General features: G+C 60.3%; 14 protein-coding genes and 2 rRNA genes (1 of these 16 cut by a window edge). 9 read left to right on the forward strand and 7 right to left on the reverse strand.

Going from position 1 to position 14,466, the window contains the following annotated elements:
- The 3 genes from D3879_RS00025 to tnpB form a co-directional block, all read left to right on the forward strand.
- Positions 1 to 559 (forward strand): 23S ribosomal RNA (locus D3879_RS00025) (it extends 2,331 nt beyond the left edge of the window).
- 135 nt (positions 560 to 694) lie between these two features.
- Positions 695 to 810: ribosomal RNA gene (gene rrf, locus D3879_RS00030) — 5S ribosomal RNA — on the forward strand.
- Between the two features lie 211 nt (positions 811 to 1,021).
- Positions 1,022 to 1,381 (forward strand): IS66 family insertion sequence element accessory protein TnpB, encoded by a 360-nt coding sequence (gene tnpB, locus D3879_RS00035; protein ID WP_238474187.1) that lies wholly within the window; start codon positions 1,022 to 1,024, stop codon positions 1,379 to 1,381.
- 182 nt (positions 1,382 to 1,563) lie between these two features.
- Here tnpB and istB read toward each other — a convergent pair whose 3' ends face one another.
- Complete coding sequence (gene istB, locus D3879_RS00040; RefSeq protein ID WP_119952108.1) at positions 1,564 to 2,313, reverse strand: IS21-like element helper ATPase IstB; 750 nt, start codon at positions 2,311 to 2,313, stop codon at positions 1,564 to 1,566.
- Complete coding sequence (istA, locus tag D3879_RS00045) at positions 2,201 to 3,880, reverse strand: IS21 family transposase (RefSeq protein ID WP_119952109.1); 1,680 nt, start codon at positions 3,878 to 3,880, stop codon at positions 2,201 to 2,203. The genes istB and istA overlap by 113 nt, the downstream gene beginning before the upstream one ends.
- A 175-nt stretch (positions 3,881 to 4,055) precedes the next feature.
- Between istA and tnpC the strand changes: the two genes are divergently transcribed.
- Entirely contained in the window at positions 4,056 to 5,567 is a 1,512-nt protein-coding gene (gene tnpC, locus D3879_RS00050; RefSeq protein ID WP_177412334.1) for an IS66 family transposase, read from the forward strand.
- A 125-nt stretch (positions 5,568 to 5,692) separates the two neighbouring features.
- On the opposite strand, the gene queD is transcribed toward tnpC, so the two are convergent.
- Entirely contained in the window at positions 5,693 to 6,049 is a 357-nt protein-coding gene (gene queD, locus D3879_RS00055) for a 6-carboxytetrahydropterin synthase QueD (protein ID WP_119952110.1), read from the reverse strand.
- Positions 6,050 to 6,180: 131 nt separating this feature from the next.
- Complete coding sequence (gene norR, locus D3879_RS00060; protein WP_119952111.1) at positions 6,181 to 7,740, reverse strand: nitric oxide reductase transcriptional regulator NorR; 1,560 nt, start codon at positions 7,738 to 7,740, stop codon at positions 6,181 to 6,183.
- A gap of 149 nt (positions 7,741 to 7,889) precedes the next feature.
- Between norR and hmpA the strand changes: the two genes are divergently transcribed.
- Entirely contained in the window at positions 7,890 to 9,071 is a 1,182-nt protein-coding gene (gene hmpA, locus D3879_RS00065) for an NO-inducible flavohemoprotein (RefSeq protein WP_119952112.1), read from the forward strand.
- 136 nt (positions 9,072 to 9,207) lie between these two features.
- Here hmpA and D3879_RS00070 read toward each other — a convergent pair whose 3' ends face one another.
- From D3879_RS00070 to D3879_RS00080, 3 genes are all read right to left on the reverse strand, one after another.
- Entirely contained in the window at positions 9,208 to 9,402 is a 195-nt protein-coding gene (locus tag D3879_RS00070; protein WP_238474188.1) for a DUF5329 family protein, read from the reverse strand.
- Positions 9,403 to 9,442: 40 nt separating this feature from the next.
- On the reverse strand, positions 9,443 to 10,270 hold the full coding sequence (locus D3879_RS00075) for a hypothetical protein (RefSeq protein WP_119952113.1): 828 nt from the start codon (positions 10,268 to 10,270) through the stop codon (positions 9,443 to 9,445).
- 78 nt (positions 10,271 to 10,348) lie between these two features.
- Positions 10,349 to 11,428 (reverse strand): patatin-like phospholipase family protein, encoded by a 1,080-nt coding sequence (locus D3879_RS00080; RefSeq protein ID WP_119952114.1) that lies wholly within the window; start codon positions 11,426 to 11,428, stop codon positions 10,349 to 10,351.
- A gap of 226 nt (positions 11,429 to 11,654) precedes the next feature.
- On the opposite strand from D3879_RS00080, the gene D3879_RS00085 reads away from it, so the two are divergent.
- The 4 genes from D3879_RS00085 to D3879_RS00100 are packed head-to-tail and all read left to right on the forward strand — an operon-like array spanning position 11,655 to position 14,288.
- Positions 11,655 to 11,963, forward strand: coding sequence for a PepSY domain-containing protein (locus D3879_RS00085; RefSeq protein WP_119952115.1), 309 nt, complete (start codon positions 11,655 to 11,657; stop codon positions 11,961 to 11,963).
- Complete coding sequence (locus tag D3879_RS00090) at positions 11,963 to 12,283, forward strand: PepSY domain-containing protein (RefSeq protein WP_119952116.1); 321 nt, start codon at positions 11,963 to 11,965, stop codon at positions 12,281 to 12,283. Before D3879_RS00085 ends, D3879_RS00090 begins: the two co-directional genes overlap by 1 nt.
- The gene (locus D3879_RS00095) at positions 12,283 to 12,951 is read left to right on the forward strand and encodes a response regulator transcription factor (RefSeq protein WP_119952117.1); all 669 of its coding nucleotides are present in this window, start codon (positions 12,283 to 12,285) and stop codon (positions 12,949 to 12,951) included. The genes D3879_RS00090 and D3879_RS00095 overlap by 1 nt, the downstream gene beginning before the upstream one ends.
- On the forward strand, positions 12,948 to 14,288 hold the full coding sequence (locus tag D3879_RS00100) for a sensor histidine kinase (RefSeq protein WP_119952118.1): 1,341 nt from the start codon (positions 12,948 to 12,950) through the stop codon (positions 14,286 to 14,288). The genes D3879_RS00095 and D3879_RS00100 overlap by 4 nt, the downstream gene beginning before the upstream one ends.
- The last annotated feature ends 178 nt before the right edge of the window (positions 14,289 to 14,466 follow it).

Raw genomic sequence — 14,466 nt, forward strand, 5'->3', positions numbered from 1 at the left:
ACTGCGAGACAGACACGTCGAGCAGGTACGAAAGTAGGTCTTAGTGATCCGGTGGTTCTGTATGGAAGGGCCATCGCTCAACGGATAAAAGGTACTCCGGGGATAACAGGCTGATACCGCCCAAGAGTTCATATCGACGGCGGTGTTTGGCACCTCGATGTCGGCTCATCACATCCTGGGGCTGAAGCCGGTCCCAAGGGTATGGCTGTTCGCCATTTAAAGTGGTACGCGAGCTGGGTTTAGAACGTCGTGAGACAGTTCGGTCCCTATCTGCCGTGGACGTTTGAGATTTGAGAGGGGCTGCTCCTAGTACGAGAGGACCGGAGTGGACGAACCTCTGGTGTTCCGGTTGTCACGCCAGTGGCATCGCCGGGTAGCTATGTTCGGAATAGATAACCGCTGAAAGCATCTAAGCGGGAAACTAGCCTCAAGATGAGATCTCACTGGAACCTTGAGTTCCCTAAAGGGCCGTCGAAGACTACGACGTTGATAGGTGGGGTGTGTAAGCGCTGTGAGGCGTTGAGCTAACCCATACTAATTGCCCGTGAGGCTTGACCATATAACACCCAAGCAATTTGCTTAACGGCGAATTGATGAGTGTGAAGACGAGACCGAAAGTTCGTCAAACTCGCGCAAGACTGTCTATCACAGACCCAATTAGGAGTAGCGCGTCAGCGACACTCCAGCCGAATTGCTTGACGACCATAGAGCGTTGGAACCACCTGATCCCATCCCGAACTCAGTAGTGAAACGACGCATCGCCGATGGTAGTGTGGGGTCTCCCCATGTGAGAGTAGGTCATCGTCAAGCTTAAATTCCAAACCCCCCAGTCGCGCAAGCGAGTGGGGGGTTTGTCTTTGTGCGCCGGAAAAGCAGCGCAGCGCTGCGTCAGGCCGGGCGCCCCGTGGGGGTGGCCTGAACACGCGGAGGTCGATAGGGTAAGCGCTCCATAAACCCCACCTACAAAAAGTAGGCTCCACTGACGAAGCTATGCTCCCGATTATTTTCAGGAGTAGCCGCCATGATGCGTCCCGACGCCAAGGTCGAAAAAGTCTACCTCTACCCCAAGCCGGTGGATTTCCGAAAGTCCATCGACGGACTGGCTGCTCTGGTTGAGTTGGATATCAAGGTGGCGGTGTTCGACCCGGTGCTATTTGTCTTCCTCAACAAAACTCGCAACCGAGTGAAGATATTGTATTGGGAACGCAACGGTTTCTGCCTGTGGCTCAAGCGCCTCGAGTCCGAACGCTTCAAAACTTCGCCCGAGCCCCGTGACGAAGCTATCGTGCTGACGGCTCAGGAGTTGAATTGGTTGCTGGACGGCTTTGATCTCTGGCGCAACCGTCCGCATCAGGTTCTGACGCCTAGATTTGTCGCGTAGTTGGGTATAATCCGGGCATGAATTTGATGCCCGAAAACCTCCCTGATGACCCCGTGCTGCTCAAGCAAATGCTGCTTGAAGCGCTTGGCTGCGGATTTCGGTGAACGTGACCGCTCATTTCGCTAACTCGTGACCGGTGTTTTCACCCCGGTTGTGCGGGTTTTGGATTGTAGTCGCATCGGTCACGATGCGGCTTCTTCCTCCGTGTTTTTCCGCCGCAGTGACTCGCCTTTCATCACGATTCGATAGGCGTTGTGCACCAGGCGATCGAGCAAGGCGTCGGCCAGCGTGGGGTCATTGATCCAGCCATGCCAGTGCTCGACGGGAAGCTGGCTGGTCAGGATGGTGGAGCGGCTGCCGGCGCGGTCATCGATCACTTCCAGCAGGTCATGCCGGGCATTTTCCTCCAGCGGAGCAAGGCCCCAGTCGTCCAAAATCAGCACCTCGACCTTGGCCAGTTGTTGCAGGGTGCGCCCGAAGCTACCGTCGCCGTGGGCGATGCGCAGTTGTTCCAGCAGGCGCGGGGTGCGCAGGTACAGCGCGCTGTAGCCCTGGCGGCAGGCCTGGTAGCCCAGCGCGCAGGCGAGCCAGGTCTTGCCGACGCCGGTCGGGCCGGTCAGCAGCAGGTTGTGCTGTTGGCGGAGCCACTCGCCACTGGCCAGGGTCGCGATCAGGCGCTCGTCCAGCGTGCGGCCACGGCGGCGATCGAGGTCTTCCAGGCAGGCACTGCTGTACTTGAGCTTGGCCTGTTTGCGCAGCCGCTCCAGGCGCTTGTTGTCACGCCAGGCCAGTTCGCGGTCGAGCAGCAGGCCCAGGCGTTCATCGAAGCTCAAGCTGTGGCTGGCCGGCAGCGTCCACTGCTCTTCCAGCGCTCGGGCCATGCCGTTGAGCCGCAGGTGGTGCAACTGGCTCAGGGTGTGTTGGGTCATCATCGAACAACTCCTCTTGGGTGTAGTAATCGGCGCCACGGACGTTCTCGTGGCTGCTGGGCGGCGCTGCCGGCGTCGCGGGCTTGGGCAGTGGTTGCTGGTCGAGCCCTTGCTTGAGCAGGTTGCGCACGCTGCGGCCGTTGAGTGCCCGCAGTTGCACGGCGCGGCTGGCCGCCGCCTCCAGGCGCGCATTACCGTACTGGCGCGCCAGCGAGAGCAGGCCCAGGCAGGCTCGGTAGCCCATCTCCGGGTGCGGTTTGTGGGTCAGTTGGTGCTCGACGATCTGCCGAGTGGACGGGCCGATCCGCTCGCCCCAGTCGAGCAGGCGCTGCGGCGTCCACTCGCGGTGCGCCTTGTGCGAGGCCGGCATGTGTTCGCTCTGGGTGCTGTAGGCGCCGCGCCGCGGAAGCCGCAGGTGGCTGGCGACCCGCCGGCTGCCGTGCAGGATCTCCACGCTATGCGCGCTCAGCCGCACGTCGACGCTCTGTCGGGCTAGGGCCGAGGGCACGCTGTAGAAGCCGCCGTTCACCTCGATGTGGTAGTCGATGTTGACCTTGCAGCGCTTGAAGGTCACCACCTCGTAGGGATGCAGCGGCAGCGGCCGCAGCACCGGCTGATCGAGCCGCTCGAACCACTCCCGGCGGCAGCCATCGAGCTTCTTGAACGGGCGCTGGTTCAAGTCCTCCAGCAACTCGGCAATCGCCTGGTTAAGCGCGTGCAGGCTGAAGAACTGCTGGTGCCGCAGCCGCGCCATGATCCAGCGTTCGACGACCTGCACCGCCACCTCGGCCTTGGCTTTGTCCTGCGGCTTACGCGGCCGCGCCGGCAGCATCACGCTGTCGTAATGCCGGGCACACTCCAGCGCGGCGCGGTTCAAGCCCGGCTCGTAGCGATCGGGATGGGCGATCAGGGCTCGAGGGTTGTCGGGCACGATCATCTCGGTGACGCCGCCAAAGTAGCCGAACGCCTGGCCCAGCGCGGTCAGCCAGTCCACCTGGGTTTCACCGGGCGTGGCGCAGGCATAGGTGTAGTTCGAGGCCCCCAGCGCCGCGACGAAGATATGCGCCCGGCTGATCTCGCCGGTGGCCGGGTCGATCACCGGCAGCGTCGGGCCGGCGTAGTCGATGAACAGCTTCTCGCCGGCCCGGTGCTGTTGACGCATCGAGCGTTTGAGGGTGCTGGCGTAGCGGCGGTAGTGCTCGACGAACTGGGTATAGCGGTAGGTCGGCTGCTCGGGATGGGCGGCGACGTACTCCTCCCACAGCAGTTGCAGGGTGACGCCCTTGCGGCGGAGTTCGCGGTGGATAGTGATCAGATCCGGCAGCACCCGCTCGCCGCGAGTCTGGCGCACTTTGGCAGCTGGCAACAGTGCTGCCGCCAGAGCGATCTCATCCAGCGCGGCCAGCGCCGGCCACTCCAGGCCTGTCTCGCTGGCCGCCGTGACGTACTTGCTGACGACGCCCTTGGACAGTTGCAAGGCCCGGGCGATCTTCTCGTGAGAGAGGCCTCCCTCAAACTTGAGGCGCAGACATTCTTTGATATTACGCATGGCTACTCGCTGCGCCGCCATTCCTCCACTCCCCAAAATCGGGCGAGGGTGACGGTCGCGTCAGGTCATGCGCAACGGGGTGGAAGGATTTCGCTAAGCCGTGACCGACGGTTTCGCTAAGTCGTGACCGCCTGTTTCGGAACAGGCTGGAAATCGGTCACGTTGATAGCGAAATGAGCGGTCACGCGTTAGCGAAATGGCCGGTCACGGTGGGCCGAAATACGCACTTGGCCGTCAGGCAGAAGTTGCTCAGGCTTTTCAAGTTCAGATAGTCGATCTGAAAGAGCAGATCAAGTTGCTTCGCCAACGCTTGTTCGGACGTAAATCCGAGCAGTCAGTTGACTCAGCCACTCCACAGTTGGCCCTTTTCAACGAAGCGGAAAGTGTCGCCATGCCGGTCACCGACGAGACTGGTGAAGAGGAAGTCGTTACTCCAGCCACACGCCGTGGCAAGCGCAAGCCGTTACCTGCCGATCTGCCGCGCGTCGAAGTCGTCCACGAACTGCCCGAGCATGAACTGACCTGTGCCTGCGGTTGCCGCAAGCACAGCATCGGCGAAGAAGTCAGCGAACAGCTGGAGATCGTGCCGATGCAGATCCGCGTGATCAAACACATCCGCAAGGTTTACGCTTGCCGCGACTGCGAAGCTGCACCGGTCACCGCTGACAAACCGGCACAGCTGATCGAAAAAAGCCTGGCCAGCCCCAGCGTGTTGGCGATGCTGCTGACCACCAAATACGTCGACGGCTTGCCGCTGCACCGGTTCGAAAAAGTCCTGGGCCGTCACGGTGTCGATATCCCGCGGCACACCCTGGCGCGCTGGGTTATCCAGTGCGGTGAGCACCTGCAACCGCTGCTCAACCTGATGCGCGATCGGTTGCTGGCAAGCCCTGTCATCCACTGCGATGAAACGCGGGTGCAGGTGCTGAAAGAACCTGATCGAGACCCGACTAGCCAATCCTGGATGTGGGTGCAAACCGGTGGACCGCCAGATAAACCGGTGATCCTGTTTGACTACTCGACCAGCCGAGCGCAGGAGGTGCCGTCGCGCCTGCTCGAAGGTTATCGCGGCTACCTGATGAGCGATGACTACGCCGGGTATAACGCTTTGGGTGCGCAACCGGGTGTCGAGCGTTTGGGCTGCTGGGCCCATGCACGGCGCAAGTTCGTCGAGGCGCAAAAAGTACAACCCAAAGGCAAGACCGGTCGGGCCGATATCGCGCTGAACCTGATCAACCAGCTGTACAGCATCGAACGCGACCTCAAAGAGGTCGGTGATGACCAGCGACTGGCTGGTCGTCAGCAACACAGCCTGCCAGTACTGGAGCAACTCAAAAGCTGGCTGGAGAAAACCCAGCCGCAGGTCACCGCGCACAATGCCTTGGGCAAAGCGGTCAACTACTTGGCCAGCAACTGGAGCAAGCTCGAACGCTACGTCGAAGCCGGACATCTGCCCATCGATAATAACGCCGCCGAGCGCGCCATCCGGCCCTTCGTCATCGGCCGCAAGAACTGGTTGTTCAGTGACACCCCCAGGGGTGCGACCGCCAGCGCCCAACTCTACAGCCTGGTGGAAACCGCCAAAGCCAACGGCCAAGAGCCTTATACGTGGCTGCGCCACGTACTCGAGCGCTTGCCACAGGCCACCTCGGTAGAGCATTACGAAACCTTACTCCCGTGGAACTGCACGCCAGAAATGCCACGGTAAATAGAAAGCCCATCCCTTAAAAGGTGGGGTTTATGGATCGCTTACGCTTAAGGTGCCAGTCCATGCGATAAATTGCATGCAATAAAAAGCCACCTTCCGGTGGCTTTTTCATATCGGCTGACAGGTCAGTCGCCGCGGTATTCGCAGCCGCTGGTACAGGTCTCATGTATGCGGACACGCGAGAGCTCTGGTAGCAAGGGCTTGAGCTGTTGCCAAATCCACTTGGAGAGGACTTCGCTGGTGGGGTTTTCCAGGCCGGGGATATCGTTCAGGTAGTTGTGGTCAAGCTGCTCGTAAAGCGGCTTGAAGATCGCTTTGATCTCGGAGAAGTCACGAATCCAGCCGGTATAGGGATCGACTTCGCCCTCAATGTAAATGGCTACACGAAACGAATGGCCGTGTAGGCGGCCACATTTATGGCCTTCCGGCACATGGGGGAGGCGATGAGCCGCTTCGAACATGAATTCTTTAAACAGTTCCACGGTGTTGCGCTCTGCAAAGGTACGAAAAATAGGAGGCAAGTTTAACAGTTCTACCGCGGCTTTACCCGCTGCAGAGCTGTCCTTGAAGTCAGCAAGGAGGAAGGGGGGTCTGGTTGGCCGCGGCCAGCGAGTTACTTGAGCGCTAACCGCCTGGCGAGCCGGTTCAGATTCGCGCGATCCAGCCCCAGTTCGCGGGCTGCAGCGGCCCAGCTGCCTTGGTGGCGCGCTAGGCAATCGCTAATTAAGAGACGCTGATAATTGTCTAGCGCTTGGCGCAGGTCGCCCGTGTCTAGCTGGCTTGGAGTCTGGTGCTGTTCAGTTATGACCTCGGCGCTCGTTTGGATGCTCTGCGGCAGCTCTAGGTCGATTGCATGAAGACTGAGGATTCGTGGGCGTTCGGGGCACGCTGCTAATGCCTTGAGGGAGGCTCGGCCGATCAAATGTTCAAGCTCGCGTACGTTCCCTGGCCACTGGTAGCCTACTAGGGCTGCCAGTGCGTCTGGCGCTAGGCGAAGGCTGCGCAGGCCCAGACGTGGACGGTTCTCTTCGAGAAAATAGCCCGCTAGTAAAATAACGTCGCGCCCACGCTCGCGCAGCGGTGGGACTCGAAGCGGATAAACGCTGAGTCGGTGATAGAGATCGGCGCGGAAGCGCCCGACTCTTACCTCTTCCGCGAGATCACGGTTAGTGGCGGCGAGCACGCGGACATTCACTTGGTGCTCACGATCCGAGCCAACCCGCTGCAAGTGCCCGCTTTGCAGGACGCGCAGTAGTTTGGCTTGTATGGGCAACGGTAGCTCGCCTAGCTCATCGAGAAATAGAGTGCCGCCATCAGCAAGTTCGAACTTGCCGCGTCGTTCACTGACAGCGCCGGAAAACGCGCCGCGGACATGGCCGAACAGCTCACTCTCCACCAGGGTTTCCGGCAAGGCTGCACAGTTGAGGCTGATCAGTGGTGACTGCGCGCGGGCAGACTGAGCATGAATGGCTTGAGCGACCAACTCCTTGCCGACACCGGTTTCTCCGCTAATCAGTACGCTCAGTTCACTGTTGCCGACCAGTGCGATTTCTTCAAGTAAGCGCTTATGCGCGAGGCTCTGGCCAATCATCTCGCGTGGGCGTAGCTGACCGGCAGCCTGTTTATAGGCCTCGGCTAACTGATGTTGATCTTCGGCTCGGCGGGTCAAGGTGTGTATGCGTTCGCTCGCTTTGACTGTAGCGGCGGCGAGGCTGGCGAAAGCCTCGAGGGTATCCAGATCGGCGGGGCCGAAGCGCTCCGGGTTGAGCGCATCAAGGGTCAATACTCCCCAAGGCCGCTCGTCGAGATAGAGCGGGCAACCGAGACAATCATGGACTTCAAGATGGCCATGATGCCCCTCGACTAGGCCGTCGTAAGGGTCGGGTAGCACGCAGTCGGCGGCAAAGTGGGTTGGGCGGGGATTATCCAACAAAGCCTGCAAGCGCGGGTGTTCTGCCACTTTGAAGCGCCGGCCAAGGGTATCTGCACTTAGTCCGTCTACTGCCAGCGGTACTAATTGCTCGCCATCCAACCGCAGCAATGCCGTCGCGTCGCAGGGCAGTAACTCACGCAAGGAGCCGAGCAGACGGCGGTAGCGCTCGCCTTCGGGCAGTTCGCGCGAGAGGTCGGCAACCAAAGGAAGTAGGGTAATAAGCAATGGATTTGTGGTCATTTTGACCCTTGTGGAGTCTGTTTGACTCTGATTGGCTGCTGTCTTTATGACTCTTGTTAAAGTTAAGTCATTGAAAAACATAGGCTTAATATATGGCATGAATACTGATTGTAAGTGTAGAAACCCTAACACGATTCAGGAGAGAACTCATGCTAAGCGCCGCGCAGACTGCTCTGATTAAAGCCACTGTCCCGTTGCTGGAGTCAGGTGGCGAAGCCCTGACCACACATTTCTACAAAATCATGCTGAGCGAATACCCAGAGGTGCGCCCGCTGTTCAACCAGGCTCACCAAGCTAGTGGTGCGCAGTCGCGGGCCTTGGCTAACGCAGTGCTGATGTATGCCAAACACATTGCTCGCTTGGAAGCACTGGGCCCATTAGTCGGTCAAATCGTGAGCAAGCATGTGTCTCTGCAGATATTGCCGGAGCACTACCCGATTGTTGGCGGTTGCCTGTTGCGTGCGATTCGCGAGGTGTTGGGCGCCGAGGTGGCAACCGATGAGGTAATTGATGCTTGGGCCGCGGCTTACCAACAGTTGGCAGGCTTGCTGATCGGCGCGGAGGAGCAAGTCTACGCCGATAATGCCAGCGCCGATGGAGGATGGCGTGGTGCGCGGCAATTCCGTGTGGCACGTAAGGTCGTAGAGAGTGAGGAGATAACGTCCTTCTACATGGTGCCGGTGGATGGCGGCACGCTGCTGAGTTTTGAGCCAGGCCAATACATTGGCTTGCGCCTTGAACTAGACGGTGAAGAGGTGCGTCGCAATTACTCTTTGTCTGCGGCCGCGAATCAGCGTGAGTACCGGATCAGCGTCAAACGTGAGGTGGGTGGCCGGGTTTCGAATTTCCTGCACGATCGCCTGGCAGAGGGCGATACCCTTGATCTGTTCCCGCCGGCCGGTGCGTTCGTCTTGCGGCCTTCAGACAAACCGTTGGCGCTGATCACCGCTGGCGTCGGCATCACGCCGGCACTGGCGATGTTAGAACAGGCGCTGGACAGTGGCCGTGAGATCCACTTCATCCACTGTGCACGACACAGCGGTGCCCACGCGTTTCGCGATTGGCTGGAGACTAAGGTGGCGGCGCATCCACAGTTGAAGCGCTTTTACTGTTACAGCGAGCCGCGTGCAGAGGATCACCACGTGACCAGCGGCATCCTGACCCCGCAGTTGCTTGATCAGTGGCTGCCGGCGCAACGCGACCTGGATGCTTACTTCCTGGGTCCTAAGCCTTTTATGACGCAGGTGAAGCGGCACTTGAGTGGGCTAGGGATACCGGATGCTCAGTGCCATTATGAGTTTTTTGGGCCGGCGGCGGAGTTGGAAGCCTAGGGCCCAAGCCATCGAGTAAAAAACGCCGGTCTGCACGCGCAGGCCGGAGCTATTTAAGGCCGCGATTGCCGTAATCGCTGTCGTTCTTGCTTGAGCCAGGGGCTGACAGCTACGTTTTGCCGGCGCAATTCACGCTTTAGGGCTGGCCGCTGAAGCTGCTTGCAGTAGCCGAACGGGCGATAAAGTCTTCTGCAGAGTCGACCAGATCTTTCTTTTCCAGATACTCCAACTTCTTCTGCAAATGGGCGCGTGCTTCCTGCGGGCTGTGCTCGCTGCCGTTGCGGACAAAACTGCAGCCACTGTTTTCGACAAAGGCGAGAAGGGCACTCACCTCCCTTTGAGCTTGTACATTCAGCGCAGCGTGTGTGGTGTCACTCAGCGCAAGCAGGTAGCAACTGACACAGATAATCCGCCACATAGGCATGAAACCGGGCATCGTCCCAATACTCCAGATGGCTCAGCGGTGTGTGTCTTTTGTACCAGGGACCGACCGGCATGGCGCGGTCCTCCAGCACCACTTCGGCGTAGTTCGGTAGTGGGCGTAGCGGGTAGCCGAGGGGATCGGCCGGTGCATAGAGATTTAGCCAGCGAGCCTGTTCGCGCACTTGGCCCGTCAGGCAGTGACCGGGAAAACGGATCGGCACCACCGGGTCGTAGGCGAAGGTGAACAGTGGGATGTTGCAGCCGAAGGTGACCAGTCCAGCCAGTGTCTCAAGGGCTAGGAAGGGGTCGCGCGGGCAGCTCGGAGTGGCGTTGAGTTTCTGCTGGTCCCAGACAAAGTTGGAGAAAATATGCCCGCCGAGGGAGTGCGCGAGCACCACCAATGGCGTGCTTGGGCCAACCTTTGCCCGTAGCGCGTTAAGACCATGGCGAAGGCTCTGGTGCACTTCTTCGTAGGTGGTGTCGTAGGCCTGGCTGACTTTGCGGTAACCGCTGGCATCACCGAGGAACAGGGTGACGATACGCCGCAACCAGCGCCAACTAACCGGTTCGTTGGCGAGCATGTCGAGGTAGGTCTGTTCGCGTTTATCCAGCACGCTGGCCCAGTACAGGCTTTGGAACGCAACGTGCTCCGCCTCGGCGCCGAGACGCCGGCGCAGGCTGCCGATAAGGTTTTGGGCGAAGGTGTGTTGGCCTTCCGCATCGCGCAGATCAGGCTGCGTGCCAATGCCGTGGATTACCGCTACTGCAAGCTTCATGAGCCCCTCCCTGGTTGCGCACGCGGCAGCCTAGCGCGCGATTGTCGTCGCTTCAATCGGCTTGCGGGATACGCTCAATTAGAGTGCTTGCAGCTGTGCGTCGAGGCGATCGTTATCCACCAGTTCGAGGAACTCATCGCCGAGCCGTCGGCTTTCATCCATCGCTTTGTGCCAGTAGCGTTCGCGACCGGCGTCGTCGCCCAGATAGCGGCTGAAATCCTTACGATCGGGCAGTTTGCCGTGGGGCAGACGTGCCAGGTATTCACGCGAGGGTGCGAGTAGCAGCACGTTCTGCAGGCGGGTGATATCGGCGCGGCGCCAAGGCAAGCCTTTGTCGAACCAACCGGGGATGACCTTGTCGGTGAAGTGCGGGTAGAGCACCACATCACTGCCGCTGTAAGGCAGGTCAAGGTGATAGTCGAGCAGGCCGCCGTCGCGATAAGTCCCGGCGCCAGCACCAGGGATGTCGCGCACACCTTCCATCACCATAGGGATGGAGCCGGAAGCCAGCAGGGCATGGCGCAGGTTACTGGTGTCCAGATGCAGGTAGCGCGAGGGAAAGTCGTTGAGTGCTGCCAGCGGTGGTGGCAAGCGGGCATCGTGCAGAATCACCCGTTCGAAGTGCTTGGCTAGGCGCGGGCGCCCGAGCAGATTGTTGCCGATGACCGAGGACAACCCCAGGCCAAGTGCGCCACGCCGATCATGGGCAAGCAAGCCGAGGCTCTTCACCACCATCACATTCAGGCGGTAGTGCGGGTTGCTGAGAATATGCGAGTCCTGACCATCGAGCAGTTCGTCGAGCATCCGGCTGCAGCTGCGTGACACCTCGGCCATGCTCACGCCCTTGGCGAAACGCTGCTCGGTGTACAGCTCACCGAGGCGGCGGATGCCCTGCGCGGCGTTCGGCAGGCAGGCGCTGGCGAAGCGCCAGGAACCGATCGAGGCGCCAATCAGTGCGCGCTCGCGGGGTGCCCGTGGCAGCCAGTCCCCGAACAGCGCCAAGTCCAGGCCTTGAATACCCAGCGCTTTCGGGCCGCCGGCCGCACCCGGCAAAATACCCACGTCTGCCGGGCGCAAACCTGTATCACGGATACGCGCAAAGGCCTGTGGGCCGGCTTTCAGGGTTAGGGCGGGAAACTTGATTTGAATAGCGCTCATGCTGGCCTCCATCACGCAAGGCAGCGATTATAGAGGCCCGCGCGGTCAGACCAAGTCGCTTCAGTGCATGAATCAGCACATGAATGATGTGCGCAGGGGTTGGGCAACACGCACAGGCTGGTCAGGAAGGCGCGCCACCAGGCTTCAGGTAAATTCAGCTTGAGTTAAGCCAGGCTAGGTATCTTGGGCTCCATCGAAAGTAAACAATCGCTCAAGGAGATTCCCCATGAATACATTTACCACCCTGTTCCTCGTTGCCGCCCTTGCCTTTGCTGCAGGTATCGCCCAAGCCCGTGACCTGGGCCCGGACGAGGCGCTGAAACTGCGTGACGCCGGCACCATCCTGTCCTTTGAAAAGCTCAATGCGGCAGCGATTGCCAAGCACCCAGGCGCCACAGTTGAAGAAACCGAGCTGGAACAGGAATACGGTAGCTACGTTTACCAAGCAGAACTGCGCGACGCCCAAGGTGTGCAATGGGATGTCGAGCTGGATGCTACTAACGGCCAAATCCTCAAGGATCATCAAGACAACTAATGAAATGGCTCACCCGCTATAGCGGCATCATCGTCCTGATCCCGGCGGTCTTGGCTCTGAGCCTTGAGGCACAAGCCCGTAATCTGGATCAGGACGAGGCCCTGCGCCTGCGGCAGGAGGGTGTCATCCAGCCGCTCGAACACTTGATGCAGCCAGCCTTGGGGCGCTATCCCGGGGCGACGCTGTTGGAGGCGGAGTTGGAGGAGGAAGACGAGGTCTTCGTTTATGAGATCGAACTGTTGACCGCCGACGGTGTGGTTCGCGAGTTGGAGTTGGATGCCAGCGATGGGCGGATCCTGAAGGACGAGGAAGACGACTGATGCGGCTGTTGTTAGTGGAGGACCATGTACCGCTGGCTGACGAGTTGCTCGCCGGCCTCGGCCGTCAGGGCTACGCCGTGGATTGGCTGGCGGATGGCCGCGACGCGGTCTATCAGGGCGCCAGCGAACCCTATGACCTGATCATTCTCGATCTTGGCCTACCAGGTAAACCAGGATTGGAAGTGCTGCGCGAGTGGCGCTTTGCCGGGCTGGCCACCCCGGTGCTGATCCTCACCGCGCGGGGTTCCTGGGCCGAGCGCATCGAGGGACTCAAGGCTGGCGCCGACGATTATCTGACCAAGCCTTTCCACCCCGAGGAGTTGCAGCTGCGCATCCAGGCACTGTTGCGGCGTTCCCACGGTTTGGCCAATCAGCCGCAGTTGGAAGCCGCCGGCTTGCAACTGGATGAAGGCCGCCAGTGTGTCGTCCGTGATGGCGTGGAGGTTGAGCTGACCGCGGCGGAGTTCCGTTTGCTGCGTTATTTCATGCTGCATCCGCAGCAGATCCTGTCAAAGAGCCACCTGGCCGAACACCTCTATGACGGCGAAACCGAGCGTGACTCCAATGTGCTTGAAGTGCACGTCAATCACCTGCGGCGCAAGCTTGGCCGTGCGGTGATTGAGACGCGCCGTGGCCAGGGTTACCGCTTCACCGGAGAAGCCGGATGAGGTCGATCCAGCGGCGCTTGAGCCTGGGCTTGATCAGCGTCTTGCTGGTGGTCGTCCTGCTGCTGGCGCAAACCAGTTTATGGCTATTCGACCTGGGCCTGCGCCGTTATCTCGAGGCGGTCTTGCGCGTTGAAGCGGAGAGCTTGCTGATCGCCCTGGTGCGTGGCCCGCAAGGCATCCAGTTAGATGAGCAGCGTCTGGCGCCGAGCTATCGGCGACCGTTTTCCGGGCACTATTTCCGCATCGACTTTGCTGAAGAGGTGTGGCGTTCCCGCTCCCTGTGGGATCTGGAACTGGCACGAGCGAATTCGCCAGGCTTGCAGGCCGATCTCGAAGATGGCCCGCGTGGCCAGTTGTTGCTGGTGTACCGCGGCGATTACCGGCGCTTCGGGCAGCAGTTGTCGATCAGCGTGGCCGAGGACTACAGCCCGGTGCTGGCGAGTTTTCGCCGTGCGCAATACCTCAGTCTGGGCCTAGGTTTGGGCGCGCTGGTGCTGATTCTGCTGTTACAACGGCTGACCGTACGCAACGCGTTGCGCCCGTTGGAGCAGGCGCGCCAGCAGATCGCCCAGCTCCAGCAAGGTCAGCGTGGTCAATTGGATAGCCAGGTACCGCAGGAGCTTGAACCGCTGGTGGCACAGATCAACCACCTGTTAGCGCATACCGAGGACACCTTGACGCGCTCGCGCAATGCCCTTGGCAATCTCGGCCATGCACTGAAAACCCCGTTGGCGGTATTGCTCAGCCTGGCTTCCCGTGAGGAGTTGAACGCCTACCCCGAGTTGCAGGCGACCTTGCGCGAGCAGTTGGCGCAGATCGAGCAACGCTTGAGCCGAGAGTTAGGTCGGGCGCGGCTGGCGGGCGAAGCGTTACCTGGCGCGCAGTTCGATTGTGCCAAGGAGCTGCCGGGACTGTTCGCCACGCTGGCAATGATTCATGACCGCGACCTCAAGCTGGCTTGGGAGGCCGCGCCCGGCTTGCGTCTGCCGTGGGATCGCGAGGATTTGCTGGAGCTACTCGGCAACCTGTTGGACAACGCCTGCAAGTGGGCCGAGTCCGAGGTGAGCCTGAGTATCACGGTTGAGCCCTCGGGCTTTCGCCTTTGGGTGGATGACGATGGCCCCGGCATCCTGGCGGACAACCGTGAAGCAGTGCTTGGCCGTGGCGCGCGACTGGATGAACAGGTCGCCGGGCATGGCTTGGGCTTGGGTATCGTGCGCGATATCGTTGAGGCTTGGAACGGGCGCTTGCAGCTGCTGAGCAGCCCGTTAGGTGGTTTACGCGTCAGTATCGAACTGCCATCACGGCCCGCTCGTAGCCGAGAATCTGCGCTGTAGGTTGGTGCGTAGGTTGGTGCTGAACGCAGTGATGCCCAACAAGGAGGCGCCTTGCGACTCCCAATGCTCGATCTCAATATTTAGAAGCCCGGCCTTGCAGGCCGGTTGTTGGGCATCGCCTTCGGTTCAGCACCAACCTACGCACCAACCTACAGGGTGTTCCTTGCCTACGGGGCTT

It is taken from the genome of Pseudomonas cavernicola (assembly GCF_003596405.1).
Taxonomy (GTDB): Bacteria; Pseudomonadota; Gammaproteobacteria; order Pseudomonadales; family Pseudomonadaceae; genus Aquipseudomonas; species Aquipseudomonas cavernicola.

Coding starts and splice junctions, on each gene's coding strand:
- tnpB (WP_238474187.1), top strand. CDS start 1,022: ATGATGCGTCCCGACGCCAAGGTCGAAAAAGTCTACCTCTACCCCAAG.
- istB (WP_119952108.1), bottom strand. CDS start 2,313: ATGATGACCCAACACACCCTGAGCCAGTTGCACCACCTGCGGCTCAAC.
- istA (WP_119952109.1), bottom strand. CDS start 3,880: ATGGCGGCGCAGCGAGTAGCCATGCGTAATATCAAAGAATGTCTGCGC.
- tnpC (WP_177412334.1), top strand. CDS start 4,056: ATGGCCGGTCACGGTGGGCCGAAATACGCACTTGGCCGTCAGGCAGAA.
- norR (WP_119952111.1), bottom strand. CDS start 7,740: ATGACCACAAATCCATTGCTTATTACCCTACTTCCTTTGGTTGCCGAC.
- hmpA (WP_119952112.1), top strand. CDS start 7,890: ATGCTAAGCGCCGCGCAGACTGCTCTGATTAAAGCCACTGTCCCGTTG.
- D3879_RS00075 (WP_119952113.1), bottom strand. CDS start 10,270: ATGAAGCTTGCAGTAGCGGTAATCCACGGCATTGGCACGCAGCCTGAT.
- D3879_RS00080 (WP_119952114.1), bottom strand. CDS start 11,428: ATGAGCGCTATTCAAATCAAGTTTCCCGCCCTAACCCTGAAAGCCGGC.
- D3879_RS00085 (WP_119952115.1), top strand. CDS start 11,655: ATGAATACATTTACCACCCTGTTCCTCGTTGCCGCCCTTGCCTTTGCT.
- D3879_RS00090 (WP_119952116.1), top strand. CDS start 11,963: ATGAAATGGCTCACCCGCTATAGCGGCATCATCGTCCTGATCCCGGCG.
- D3879_RS00095 (WP_119952117.1), top strand. CDS start 12,283: ATGCGGCTGTTGTTAGTGGAGGACCATGTACCGCTGGCTGACGAGTTG.
- D3879_RS00100 (WP_119952118.1), top strand. CDS start 12,948: ATGAGGTCGATCCAGCGGCGCTTGAGCCTGGGCTTGATCAGCGTCTTG.